This window comes from Deinococcus sp. LM3 (genome assembly GCF_002017875.1).
Lineage (GTDB): Bacteria > Deinococcota > Deinococci > Deinococcales > Deinococcaceae > Deinococcus.
Genome location: NZ_MUFV01000001.1, coordinates 1,554,192 through 1,565,896, shown reverse-complemented (window position 1 = coordinate 1,565,896; position 11,705 = coordinate 1,554,192). Strand labels below are relative to the sequence as shown.

Sequence of the window (11,705 nt, the reverse complement as noted above, 5' to 3'; positions counted from 1 at the left end):
CAGGGGGGCAGGGGGAGCAACGTTGCACTGGGCAGGTATTTCGCTGAGGTGGTCAGCGGGCATGGAGCGGGGACGGCCACGGATGGGGTTGCATGCCTCCGGTGTCGCGGCGTTCGCCCCGCGCGCTGCGCGCACGACGGGCCGCGTTGCCACGACGCAGAGCTGGCCAGCCAACTTGGTGCGAGCGGGAAGGTTCTACTTTTCTTGCTTTGGCAAAAGCGTGGTTTTCAAAGTCGATCAGCGGCGCGAAGCGTTCCACCTAATCACCTGACCGCAGATCAGCACCGGCCGTCGTGCGCGCAGCGCGCGGGCCTTGCGCGGGGGCGGCAGGATGGCGTCGAAGCCGGACACGTCAGCGCCCAGCACGACCTAAGCACCATCAGTCGAATCTCTTGCCGAGCGCAGCGACTGCTCCCCCTGCCCCCCTGGGGTAGGGGGCTGGGGGGTGGGGAAGCGCACGGGAACCCCGCCGCCAAGCGCCCCCCTCCAGCAGAGCGGCCACACGACAGAAAAGCCCCTCCCAGAGCGGGAAGGGCTGCAAGGCGCGTCTGTGTGTTACGCGCCGTACTTGTTGAGTTTGAGGGCGTTGGCCATGAGGAGCGGCATGAGGTCGGTGCCTTTGCGCAGGCCGAGGCTGCCCCTTTGGGCTTCGTCTTCGGTGTAGCGCTGGGCGAGGTCCTTGCGGCCGTAGTTGCTGCGGATGAGGACGGGAACGGGGTGCCAGGAGTGCGTGGCGAGTCGGCTGGGGGTGCTGTGGTCGCCGACGATGGCGATGACGTCGGGATTCAGCGCGAGGAGCTGGGGGAGGAGGGCGTCGAAGAGTTCGATCTTCTTGACTTTGGCTTTGAAGTCGCCGTCTTCGCCGGTGCTGTCGGTTTTCTTGACGTGGAAGTAGAAGAAGTCGTACTTGTCCCAGTTGTCGCGCAGCGCCTGGACTTTGCCGTCGAGGGCGTCTTCTTCGCCCTGCACGGTGAGGACGTCCATGCCGACGAGGCTGGCGAGGCCTTTGTACATGGGGTAGCTGGCGATGCAGGCGGCTTTGAGCTGGTAGGCGGCGTCGAAGCTGGGGAAGTGGGGGACGTCGCTGTACCCGCGGAAGAGGACGCCGTTGACCTGCGTCTCGTCTTTGAGGGCGGCTTCGGCGCGCTGCACGAAGGCGTTGACGAGCCCTGCGGTTTTCTGGCTGGCGTCGTCGTGGGCCTGGGCGGTCATGGGGGGCACGCCGGTCGCCTGGGGGTCGACGTCGCTGAGGTTCGCGCCAAGGGGGGCGCCGCCGTTCGCGCGGAAGACGACCACGAAGCGGTGTTCGCTTTCGGTGTAGATCTCGACGGGGGTGCCGTCGATGTCGGGGATGGCGGCCTTGAGTTTGGTGACGATCTCGGCGTTCTTCTCGTCGCTGGGGCGGCCCGCGCGGCGGTCGAGGACGCTGCGGCCCTCGCCGAGGGTGGCGAAGTTGCCGCGCACGGCGACGTCACCGGCGCCGAGTTTCACGCCGATGCCGACGGCACTGAGGGCGCCGCGTCCGACGATGTACTTCAGGGGGTCGTACCCGAAGAGGCTGAGGTGGCCGGGGCCGCTGCCGGGCGTGATGCCCGCGCCGACGAGTTCGATCTGTCCGAGCTGGCTCTGCGCGGCCAGTGCGTCGAGGTTGGGGGTGCTGGCGGCGGCGAGTTCGGTGTCGCCGTTCGTTTCGAGGGGGAGGCCGCCGATGCCGTCGAGGACGACCATCAGGATCTTGCTGTCGGTGGGTTTGGCGAGGTCGCGGATGGTATCCAGAAGGTCGCTCATGGAGTTCAGTGTACGCCGGACACGAAGGGGGCCGGTCAGCCCATATGACCAGCCCCTCACCAACCCGCGCCGGGGCTCCGGGTGGCCGGTCAGGCGAGGATCTGCCCGTGCTCGTCCAGGGCGGGGTAGGCTTCGCCACGTTCGCGGTAGGCGGGGGCGAGGTCCGGGTACGCCCATTCGAAGGCGCGGTCCGCGAGGGCCTGGGGGGTCAGCTGGGGCGTGTCGTACATTCCGGCGGCGAGGCGCTGGCGCTGCGCTTCGAACAGGATGGTCGCGGCCGCCACAGAGACGTTCAGGCTCTGCACCATGCCGAACATGGGAATGATGATGTTCCCGTCGGCGGCGTCGGCGGCCTCGTCGCCCACGCCCCATTTCTCGGCGCCCAGCAGCACGCAGGTGGGGCGGGTGTAGTCGGCGTCGCGGTAGTCCACGCTGCGCTGCGAGAGGTGCGTGGCGAGCACCTGCACGCCCTGCGCCTGCAGGTCACGCACAGCCTGCGCGGCGTCCTGGTGGCGGTTGACGGTCACCCACTTGTGGGCGCTGCCGCTCGTGGCCTCGAAGGTGTGCCCCTCGAATTCCGCGAGTTTCCCGCCCTTCGGGGCGACGGCGTGCGCCTCGAGGACGCCGACGGCGTCGCAGGTGCGGATGATGGCGGACAGGTTGTGGGGTTTGTTCACCTGGTCCATCAGGACGGTCAGGGTCGGCTGGCGTCGGCTCAGCACCCGCATGATTTTCGCGTAACGCTCCGGGGTCATAACGCTCCAGAGTACCGCACGGCGCGCAGGTTCAGGTGCGGGTGAACAGGCCCGCGCCGTCCTCGCGGGTGGTTTCGCTCAGCGCGCCTGTCGCGGCCAGATATTCCGCCAGTGCGGCGGTCTGGTCGAGCAGCAGCACCGCCTGAATGGACCGCAGGCGCGGGTGCAGCGCGAGCAGCAGGTCGTGGATGGTCATGGGGTGCGTGCAGGCGGCCAGCAGGCCGTCCAGTTTCTCGTGCGTGCGCCCCCGCAGCGCGTGGATGCGGGCGCGGGGGTCGGACATGGGGCCGTCGTGGCCGCCCAGGGCGAGGGTCACGCCGTCCAGCCTCTCCACGCGGTCCAGTGAGTCCAGGTAGGCGGCCACGCCACTGCCGCGCAGGAAGCGGGCGGGCATCAGCGGCGGCGAGTTCAGCGGCAGCAGGTGATCGGCGCTGAGCAGCACCTCGTCCACGCGCAGGCAGATCTGGTTGCCCTCATGGCCCGGCGTGTGGATGACGTGCAGGAGGTCGTCTAGCACGTCCCCATCGTGCAGGGGCGTGGCGACCGGGAGGGCACGCGGCACGGTCAGGTTCGAGCCCCGGCGGCGGATACGCCCGTCCAGTTCGCTGCCGGGTGGGAGGCCGAGCCACACGGCCTGCGCGTCGGGTTGTGTCAGCCACGCCGAGCGGATCGCGCCGGGCTGCTCGATGAACGGCACGGCGCTGTGGAACGCCGCCACGGGCACGTCCGTGTACTCCCGCAGGGCGCTCAGGCCGCCCAGGTGATCCGGATGCGGATGCGTGATCACGATCCGGGTCAGGGTGTCCAGCGCAACCGCCTCGCCGTACCCGGCCCGCACCGCCGCCAGTCCGGCCTGAAGGTCCACCAGGTTGTCCGGGCCACTCCCGCCGGTATCCACCAGCGCCGCGTACGCCGGCGCGTGCGGGTCACCACGCACCAGCAGGTAGGCGTTCGCGCGGAAGTTCGGGAAGGCCCGCACGGGCAGCGTGTACACGCGCGCGCCGCCACTCGTCACGTACTGCGCGGGAAGGGGGGCCACGTCGGTCATAAGCGGACTCTAGCGGCTGCGCGGGCTGAGGTCTCCCCTACTCCGCCCACTGCCGGGCGTAGCGGTCGATATCGAATTTGCGTTTCAGGCCGCCGGCGTTCATGTAGCGGACGGTGCCGAAGATGGGGCGGCGCGTCCAGGGGCGGTCGTGCAGGCCCAGGACCCAGCCGATGCCGGCGTAACTGTTCGGGTCGCGGCCGTCCTGTTCGTGGCGGTTGTTCAGCCACAGCATCTCGGTGTACGCCTGCTGGGGGGTGGGGGTCCATTCGAGGATTTTCTTGCCCCAGTACATGCGCATGTAGTTGTGCATGCGGCCGGTGCGGGTCATCTGTCGTTGCGCGGCGTTCCAGTACGGGTCATGCGTCTGTGCCCCGTCCAGTTCGGCGCGGGTGTAGGTGTATTCGCGGCGGTCCCCGGCGTGTTCCGCCAGGGTGGCGCGTGCCCAGCTGGGCAGGCCCTCGTAGCGGTCGTAGTGGGGGTTGTAGGTGGTGTAGTTGAAGCTGAGTTCGCGCCGCACGATCAGTTCTTCCAGGAAGGCGTCCGCGCCGGGGCCGCCGTGTTCGCGGGCGGCGATGGCGGCGCTCAGGGGCGAGAGTTGCCCGTAGTGCAGGTGGGCGCTCAGGCGGCTGCTGCCGTCCACGGTGGGGTCGTTGCGGCGGGTGTCGTAGGTGTCGAGTTTGCGGGTGATGAAGTCCTCAAGCAGGTCGTGTGCGGCGTTCTCGCCGCCTTCCTCGTCGCCGGGGGGCACGCTGTGGTCGATGGGCAGGGTCTTCAGGAGGGCGGCAGGGTCGCTGACGTCCTCGCCCGCCTCCCAGTCGCGCGTCTGCTTTCTCAGGTCGTGGGCGTCCAGCGGGACGAGATAGTCGTGCCACAGCCGGTGGATCTTCGGGCGGATGGTGCGCGCCGCGTACTCCTGCTTGCCGCTGACCACGCCCACAGGAATGAGGGCCTCGGATTCCACCTGCATGAGCGGTACGTCCAGCCGGTCGGCCAGCCACCCGCGCCACTCGCGCTGGATGCGGGTGTAGCCCACGTCGGTCACGACGAGCGCCGCGCCCCCGGCCGCCGCCAGGACCGCAGCGGGCGGGTCGCCCAGCGTGACGCGCAGCGGAATGCCGCGCGCAGCGAGGTTCACGCGCAGGTCGCGCAGGCCCTCCAGCAGGTACGCGTAGTGGCGGGCGTTCGCCTCCGGGTAGCCGGGCGTCAGGCCGAACACGGCCACCAGGGGCAGGTTCAGGCGGTTGGCCTCGCGCACCCCGTACTCCAGGGCGTGGTTGTCGCGGGTGCGGACGGTGGCCTGCACCCACAGCAGCACGAACCCCTGGCGGCGGGGCGTGCCGGGCCGCAGGACCTGCACGCGGGAGTCATGGATCATGCCTTGAGGTTGTACCAGTCCCGGCGGGCGCCGGACGGTGGGAAGCCTTACCTGTGATAACCACTGGCCTGCCGTGCGGGTGGGTTCAGGCTCCGGGCAGGCGGCGCACCGGGAGTTTCACCCAGCCGCGCCGGGACAGCCAGCGCAGCGCGACGACCACGGCTGCGCCCGCGAACTGCGCCTGAAACGGCGTGACGTGCGCGTGCAGCAGCCACACGGTCAGCGCCCCGGCGGCGGCGGCGGTGGCGTACAGCTGGTCGCGGCGGTACATGACTTCCGGGACCTCGTTGGCGATCAGGTCGCGGATGATCCCGCCGCCCACCCCGGAGAGCATCCCGGCGAACACCACGCCCAGCGGCCCCAGCCCGATGTTGATCGCGCCGATCGCGCCGGACGCCGCGAACAGGGCCAGTCCGGCGGTGTCGAACACGCTGAGGGTCCGTTCGAACCGCGCCAGCCGCTCCCCGAACGCGAAGGCCAGCGCCGCGCCGGCCAGGGCCGCCCACAGGTACGTCTCGTCCCGCAGGAACAGCGGCGGGGTCTGCCCGGTCAGCGTGTCGCGGATCGCGCCTCCGCCCACGGCGGTCACGCAGCCCAGCACCAGCACCCCGAACAGGTCGAAGCGTTTGCGGACGCCCAGCAGCGCCCCGGACAGCGCGAAGGCCAGCACGCCGATCAGGTCCAGGGCGTGCAGGCCCGTGGCCAGCGTGATCGGAGTCCACTGCAGTTCATGCACCCGTCAACTGTACCGGAGGAGTCGGCGGCGCGGGCCGGTGCTGTCCGGGTCGCGCGCCGGGAGAAAGCGGGCCGGGCAGAGGGGGGCGGTGCGGGTGGCAGAGCAGACGACAGGCCGCTTCACACGCCGCGCAGGCTGCCGCCCGGCCGTGGGCGGTGGGGTGCATTGGCAGCGTGGGGAGGCGCTGTGCTATACTCCCCGCTGTTGTCTCGCCCGGGTTCGTTGTGGGCAGAGAATCGCGCCCCGGCGAGAAACGCCGTGCGGCCCAGGAGAAAAATCATGGCCAAGCACCCCGTCCCCAAGAAGAAGACCAGCAAGAGCAAGCGCGACATGCGCCGCAGCCACCACGCCCTCGTCGCGCCCAACCTGACCGAGTGCCCCCAGTGCCACGCGAAGAAGCTCAGCCACCACATCTGCCCCAGCTGCGGTTACTACGACGGCCGCCAGGTGCTGGCCGTCTGAGACGCGCCACACGGAACATGCGCCCTCCCCTGCGGAGGGCGTTGTTCTTTTCTACCCGGCGCGCGGTATGCACTCCCCGCAGGCCTGCCCGTCCGACCGCAATCCGGAAAACGCCATGCCAGCCGCGCTTTCTCCGGGCTGCTCGCAGTCTGCCTGCGGAGGCTTGACCGGGCGTGCATACCGGGGTATATTGAATGCATCACCGTCCGAGAAGGGCGGATTTTTTGTTTGACCCCACCCTGTGTTGCCCCGCCCTGACGGCCCACGCAGCTGCGCGGCACGGGCGGGCCGGGCCGTGCGAGGATGTCAGGCATGCTTCAGGCGCTGGGGAACGTGCTGCTGCCGGTCATGCTGGTGGCAGGCCTGGGCGCGCTGCTGTCGTGGCGGATGCCGGTGGATCAGGGCACGGTGGCGCGGCTGACCATGTACCTGCTGATTCCGGCGCTGGTGCTGGACGTGATCCTGCGCACCCCGGTCCGCGCCGCCGAGGCCGCGCAGCTGGGCGCGGCGTACCTGCTGGTCATGGCGGCGTCGCTGCTGCTGGGCTGGTTGTGCGGACTGGGCCGCCCAGGGAGCGAGCGGCGCGCCCTGAGCGCCAGCGTGGGCATCTGGAACAGCGGGAACATGGGGCTGCCGATGGCGCTGTTCGCGTTCGGGCAGGCGGGTTTCGAGCGGGCGACCGTGGTGTTTCTGGTGTCCATCGTGGCGATGTACGTGGTCGGCCCGGCCCTGTTCGGCAGCGGCACGCGGGGCGATGCCGGGGGCGGCGGGTGGCGGGGAGCGCTGGGCGCGGTGCTGCGCCTGCCGACCGTGTGGGTGGCGGCGGCGGCGCTGCTGCTGCGGGCGCTGGACGTGACGCTCCCGCAGGGCCTGTCGCGCGGCGTGTCGCTGCTGGCCCAGGCGACGCTGCCGCTGGTGCTGCTGTCGCTGGGCCTGCAACTCGGGGCGGGCGGCTGGCCGCACCTGCACGGGCGGCTGTGGCTGGCGGCGGCGGCGCGGCTGATCGGGGGGCCGCTGCTGGGGCTGGGTGTGGGTGCGCTGTGCGGCCTGCGGGGCGAGTCGCTGGCGGTGCTGATCCTGTCGGCCAGCATGCCGACCGCCGTGAACGCTCTGCTGATCGCCCGCGAGTACGACGGGGACACGGACACGGTGGCGGGCGTGGTGCTACTCAGCACGCTGGGCAGCGTCGTGACGATCGCGGGCGTGGTGGCCCTGCTGCCCCGCCTGGGCTGATACGGACTCCGATTGAATGGCTTGCAAAGCCGTGCAATCCGAGCGGAGCGAGTAGGGGCGAAGCGGGTTCCGGACGTGGAGTTGACAGATCGGTGGTGTTCCGATCTGTAAACGAAACAAACGGAATCCGTATGATACGGACTCCGATTGAATGGGCTGCAAAGACCGTTCAATCCGAGCGGATGCGAGTGGGAGAAAAACGGGTTCCGGACGTGGAGCTGGCAACCCGGCGATGTTCCGGGTTGTCGGCGAAACAAACGGAATCCGTATGATGCATACCCCGCCGCGCTCCCGCGCCAGGAATGCCGTCCAGCAGCGGATTTTTCCGGGCTGCCGGTTGAACTTGACCCGGGGTGCATACCGGGCTATATTGAACTTATCAATCGAGGAAATGCCTCGCAGTCAAGCAAGACCACCGAAACAGCCGCCTGGGAAGGCGGATTTTTTATGTCTGCCCCGGCGGGGCGGTCGCGGCCTCCCCCACCTGCCGGGAGGCCGCGACCCTACGGTTCAGGTGTCGCTCAGGTGGGCGCGTCCCACGCGGGGGTCAGCAGGCCGCTGGCCGCGCGGGTGTACGGCAGCCACGCCAGGGCCACCAGCGGCACAGTCACGTCGGTACTCTTCGCTTTCACATCCACCTGCACGAGGTCGCTGCTGGCGGTCAGGGTCAGGGCGTCCACCTCGGACTGCACCTGCGCCTGCAACTCCTGCAGTTGCGCCGCGACCTGCGCCAGTTCGGTCTGCGCGGCCTGCACGTCCTGCCCCTCGCGCATGGAGCGGCCCATGCCGGACACGCCGCTGCGCAGCGCGGTCGTCTTGCGCCCGCCGCCGAACAGCGCGCCCAGCACGCCCACACCGACGCTCATGGCGGCCTGCAACCCGGCCTGCTGCGCCTGCGCCTGCTGCTGCTGCACCTTCCCCTGCGCGCGCGCCAGGCGGTCCTGAAGGGCCGTGACTTTCGGAGCGTACTTCGCGCGGAGTTTCTGCACGGCGGCGTCCCTGGCTTCCCGCCCGGCCAGACTGGCCCGCGCCCGGAAGTCCCCCTCGGCCTCGCCCGGCGCGCTGATCAGGCCGCTGCCCGGCTCCTGCCACAGCGTCAGGGGTCGGCTGCCCGCCACGAACTTCGCAGCCTCCTTCGCCCAGCGCGCGTGGTTCTTCGCGTTCAGCAGCGCCGCCGGCACGTCCGAGAAGGTCGCGCCGTCCACGCCCGACTGCTCCAGCGTGTTCGGATCGATGGGCAGGTCGGTCGCTCCGTCCCAGGTGACGGGAATGGGGCCGTCCGTCACGTCCACCACCAGCGGCAGCACGCCCGCCACGTCCACGCGGTACTTCACCGAGGCGTACCGCACCTGCGCGACCGCCAGCAACCGCGCGTGGTACTGCACGTCCGGCGCGCCGGTAGGCACGAAGACCTCGGTGATGCCGGGCGGAACCACGGGTTTTGCCGGCGCGGATGGCGGAAGGCTGATGGCCGAAGACGAAACCCCAGCCGGGCCATCTGCCTTCTGCCTTCCGCCATCCGCCTTCCTCTCCCCCATCAGTCGCCGGATCTGCGTGCCGGTGATCGGCCCGGCGAGGTAACTCATGGTCCAGCGGGTGGTGAACAGTGTGGGGCGGGCCTCGTGGACGTTGTGCATCAGGAACACGCGCTTGCCCAGGCCGGACAGCAGGGCGTCCAGCTGCTCGCGGGTCAGGGCGTTCAGGCCGCTGGTCGCGCCCTGCAGCGCCTCCAGCACGCGGGCCTTGTCGTTGTCGGTCTGGAGGCGGCCGATCATCCAGGTGCCGGTGTTGCTCAGGCCCTTGTAATCGAGGTCCACGGGGTTCTGCGTGGACAGCACGACGCCCAGCCCGAAGGCCCGCGCCTGCTTCAGCAGGGTCAGCATGGGCGGCTTGCTGGGCGGGTTCCCGTTCGGCGGGAAGTACCCGGCGATCTCGTCCATGTACAGCACGGCCCGCAGGGAGCTCGTGCCGGACTGCGTGCGCATCCACGCGAGGGTGGCGTTCAGGAGCATCGACACGAAGAACATGCGTTCGGCGTCCCCCAGGTGCGCGATGCTCATGACCGACACGCGCGGTTTCCCTTCCGGCGTGAACAGGAACCGGCCCACGTCCAGCGGCTCGCCCTGCGTCCACGCGGCGAAGCCCGGCGAGGCCAGCAGGTTGTTCAGGCTCATGGCCAGCTCGAAGCGCTCCTTCGGCGGGTAGAAGGCGTCCACCGGCATCACGCCGATCTGCGCGAAGGGCGGCGCCTGAATCCCGGCGATCAGGCCGCCCATGTCCAGCGACTGCCCCTCGCCCCACGCGTGCCCCAGCAGGTTCGACAGCAGCACGTGCTCGCGCGAGCGCATGGGATCGGCACTCAGACCCAGCAGGCCCAGCAGGCCCGTCACGGTGCCCTGAATGCGCTCACGCAGGGCGTCCGCGTCGTCCATGATCTCGGGGGGCGGCGCGTCGAAGCCCTTCAGGACGCTGACCGGCAGGCCCGCGCTGCCGCCCGGCGTGTACACCGCGAAATCCGCCTTCTCCCGCAGCGTCCGGATCCGCTCTCCACTCTGGCCCCACTCGCCCAGCCCCTTGTGCCACAACGCCGACTTCTGCGCCGCCAGATCATCGGCCGACACACCCGCCCGCGCGGCCTCCGCCTCGTCCACCCACGGGCGGAAATCGCCCGGCGCGAGATCCGGGAAGGTCAGCAGCAGGTTCCCCAGATCCCCCTTCGGATCGACCGCCAGGACCGGCACGCCGTCCATCAGGGCCTCCTCGATCAGGCTCAGGCCCAGGCCCGTCTTGCCGCTGCCGGTCATGCCGATGATCACGGCGTGCGTGGTCAGGTCCGCGCTGTCGTACAGCAGCAGTTCATCCGTCGGTTGATTCGTGTTCGGGTCGACCGTCCTGCCCAGGTAGAACGCGCCCAGCTTCTCGTAATCCTGCATCTGACCTCCGGCCCAGCTGTGTGATGAACCCAGCATAAACACCCCGCCCGCCGGTCCGCACCAGCCCCCCCGGCGTGGGCCTGCGGGCCAGGGGGCGGGAACGGCATGCAAGCGGCGCATACCCCACTGCCGGAAATGCCCACCAGCACGCCATTTGCGCAACCCGCCCGCAGAAGTTGACACACCCTGCATACCGCGCTATTCTTTCCTTATCACCGTCCGCGCAGGACGGATTTTTTGTTTTCAGGGTCAGCCGTACCCGGAGCCCAACTCGCTTCTGCCCACCCTGCTCGAACCCAGCGGTGCTGCGGACCTTTCGTGAGGCCGGGCACCCGCCCGCTATGCTGGGCGTCATGCAACACACCCGCACCTGGTCTGACGTGTACGGCAGTGCCCTCGCCCTGTTCGAGGGTCGCGCGGGGGGGCACGCGTGGCTGGTCGCCGCGCCGCCCTCGCTGGCGGGTGGGCTGGCCGGGGAACTGGCGGGCGTGGACGGCAAGGGCCGCGTGACGCTGGTCGTGCATGACGGCCTGACGCCGCTGCTGGCGGCGCTGCGCGAGGCGGACCCGCGCGGCGTGATCGTGGTGGCCCCGTCGGCCCTGTCAGGCGGCCCGGCGATCAGCGTGCCGGAGCGCGTGGTGAACGACGCAGGCGGCGTGGAGTACCGCGAGGGCGGCGAGTTCCCCGCCTGGACGGGCGCGGACAGCGCGGGCGGCCCGGCGGGCGAGTGCGCGGCCGCGTCGGCAGCGGCCCAGGCAGGCGCGGCGGTGGTCGTCGTCGGCCCGGAGAACGTGGGGGAAGCCCTGAGCGCCTGGATGGACCGCACGCCGCACGGCCGCTGACGTTCACTGGCGGGGCTTTACCGCAGGATCAGGCAGGTGGTCGTGGCGTGCGCGTACAGTTTTCCGGTGTCGTCCACGATGCGGCCCTCGGCGATGGCGGTCTGGCGGGTGCCAGCGACGACCTGCCCGACGGCCTGCACTTCGGGGCCGCCGGCGATCAGGGGGCGGACGCAGTTGAATTTCAGTTCCAGGGTGGTGTACCCCACCCCGGCGGGTAGCGTGGTGTGGATGGCGCAGGCCAGCGCGGAGTCGAGCAGAGTGGCGAACACGCCGCCGTGCACGCTGCCGATGGGGTTGTAGTGGAATTCCTGTGGTTTCAGGCGGAACACGGCGCGGCCTTCGGTGAAGTCCTCCTCGCGCAGGGGTTCCATGCCGAGCGTCATGCCGACCGGCGAGGGGGGCAGGTCGCCGCGGGCGATGGCGCGCAGGAATTCCAGGCCGCTGAGGGTGCGCAGGGCGGCCAGGGCGGGGGCGGTGTCGGCCCAGGTGTAGGTGCGCTGGCGGTCGTTCGTGAGGGGCGCGTCGGTCATCCG

Annotated in this window: 11 protein-coding genes; 3 read left to right on the top strand and 8 right to left on the bottom strand. The window is 70.1% G+C overall.

What is annotated here, in order from left to right; all coding sequences use genetic code 11:
• Positions 1-237: 237 nt before the first annotated feature.
• From BXU09_RS21870 to BXU09_RS07330, 6 genes are all read right to left on the bottom strand, one after another.
• On the bottom strand, positions 238-366 hold the full coding sequence (locus BXU09_RS21870) for a hypothetical protein (protein WP_255674620.1): 129 nt from the start codon (positions 364-366) through the stop codon (positions 238-240).
• A 189-nt stretch (positions 367-555) separates the two neighbouring features.
• Positions 556-1,788 carry a 2,3-bisphosphoglycerate-independent phosphoglycerate mutase gene (locus BXU09_RS07350; RefSeq protein ID WP_078301546.1) on the bottom strand — a complete coding sequence of 411 codons (1,233 nt, stop codon included), beginning with the start codon at positions 1,786-1,788 and terminating at the stop codon, positions 556-558.
• A gap of 89 nt (positions 1,789-1,877) precedes the next feature.
• Entirely contained in the window at positions 1,878-2,543 is a 666-nt protein-coding gene (trmH, locus tag BXU09_RS07345; protein WP_078301545.1) for a tRNA (guanosine(18)-2'-O)-methyltransferase TrmH, read from the bottom strand.
• Between the two features lie 31 nt (positions 2,544-2,574).
• Positions 2,575-3,591, bottom strand: a complete 1,017-nt coding sequence (locus tag BXU09_RS07340) for an MBL fold metallo-hydrolase (protein WP_078301543.1) — start codon at positions 3,589-3,591, stop codon at positions 2,575-2,577.
• Between the two features lie 37 nt (positions 3,592-3,628).
• On the bottom strand, positions 3,629-4,966 hold the full coding sequence (locus BXU09_RS07335; protein ID WP_168174568.1) for a deoxyribodipyrimidine photo-lyase: 1,338 nt from the start codon (positions 4,964-4,966) through the stop codon (positions 3,629-3,631).
• 85 nt (positions 4,967-5,051) lie between these two features.
• Entirely contained in the window at positions 5,052-5,702 is a 651-nt protein-coding gene (locus BXU09_RS07330) for a trimeric intracellular cation channel family protein (RefSeq protein WP_078301540.1), read from the bottom strand.
• 279 nt (positions 5,703-5,981) lie between these two features.
• On the opposite strand from BXU09_RS07330, the gene rpmF reads away from it, so the two are divergent.
• Positions 5,982-6,164, top strand: coding sequence for a 50S ribosomal protein L32 (gene rpmF / locus BXU09_RS07325; RefSeq protein ID WP_055363851.1), 183 nt, complete (start codon positions 5,982-5,984; stop codon positions 6,162-6,164).
• Between the two features lie 312 nt (positions 6,165-6,476).
• A complete protein-coding gene (locus tag BXU09_RS07320) occupies positions 6,477-7,397 on the top strand; it encodes an AEC family transporter (RefSeq protein ID WP_240501081.1) in 921 nt (306 codons plus the stop codon).
• 521 nt (positions 7,398-7,918) lie between these two features.
• Here the strand turns inward: BXU09_RS07320 and BXU09_RS07315 are convergent.
• On the bottom strand, positions 7,919-10,330 hold the full coding sequence (locus BXU09_RS07315; RefSeq protein ID WP_078301537.1) for a DUF87 domain-containing protein: 2,412 nt from the start codon (positions 10,328-10,330) through the stop codon (positions 7,919-7,921).
• 353 nt (positions 10,331-10,683) lie between these two features.
• Between BXU09_RS07315 and BXU09_RS07310 the strand changes: the two genes are divergently transcribed.
• The gene (locus BXU09_RS07310; protein WP_078304837.1) at positions 10,684-11,172 is read left to right on the top strand and encodes a hypothetical protein; all 489 of its coding nucleotides are present in this window, start codon (positions 10,684-10,686) and stop codon (positions 11,170-11,172) included.
• A 17-nt stretch (positions 11,173-11,189) separates the two neighbouring features.
• Here the strand turns inward: BXU09_RS07310 and BXU09_RS07305 are convergent, their stop codons facing one another.
• Positions 11,190-11,702: a PaaI family thioesterase gene (locus BXU09_RS07305; protein ID WP_078301536.1), complete on the bottom strand. Its 513-nt coding sequence runs from the start codon at positions 11,700-11,702 to the stop codon at positions 11,190-11,192.
• Positions 11,703-11,705 lie beyond the last annotated feature (3 nt).

What these genes read in the sequence shown, in the direction of transcription:
- BXU09_RS07350 (WP_078301546.1), bottom strand. Translation starts at nt 1,788, where the DNA reads ATGAGCGACCTTCTGGATACCATCCGCGACCTCGCCAAACCCACCGAC.
- trmH (WP_078301545.1), bottom strand. Translation starts at nt 2,543, where the DNA reads ATGACCCCGGAGCGTTACGCGAAAATCATGCGGGTGCTGAGCCGACGC.
- BXU09_RS07340 (WP_078301543.1), bottom strand. Translation starts at nt 3,591, where the DNA reads ATGACCGACGTGGCCCCCCTTCCCGCGCAGTACGTGACGAGTGGCGGC.
- BXU09_RS07335 (WP_168174568.1), bottom strand. Translation starts at nt 4,966, where the DNA reads ATGATCCATGACTCCCGCGTGCAGGTCCTGCGGCCCGGCACGCCCCGC.
- rpmF (WP_055363851.1), top strand. Translation starts at nt 5,982, where the DNA reads ATGGCCAAGCACCCCGTCCCCAAGAAGAAGACCAGCAAGAGCAAGCGC.
- BXU09_RS07320 (WP_240501081.1), top strand. Translation starts at nt 6,477, where the DNA reads ATGCTTCAGGCGCTGGGGAACGTGCTGCTGCCGGTCATGCTGGTGGCA.
- BXU09_RS07315 (WP_078301537.1), bottom strand. Translation starts at nt 10,330, where the DNA reads ATGCAGGATTACGAGAAGCTGGGCGCGTTCTACCTGGGCAGGACGGTC.
- BXU09_RS07310 (WP_078304837.1), top strand. Translation starts at nt 10,684, where the DNA reads ATGCAACACACCCGCACCTGGTCTGACGTGTACGGCAGTGCCCTCGCC.
- BXU09_RS07305 (WP_078301536.1), bottom strand. Translation starts at nt 11,702, where the DNA reads ATGACCGACGCGCCCCTCACGAACGACCGCCAGCGCACCTACACCTGG.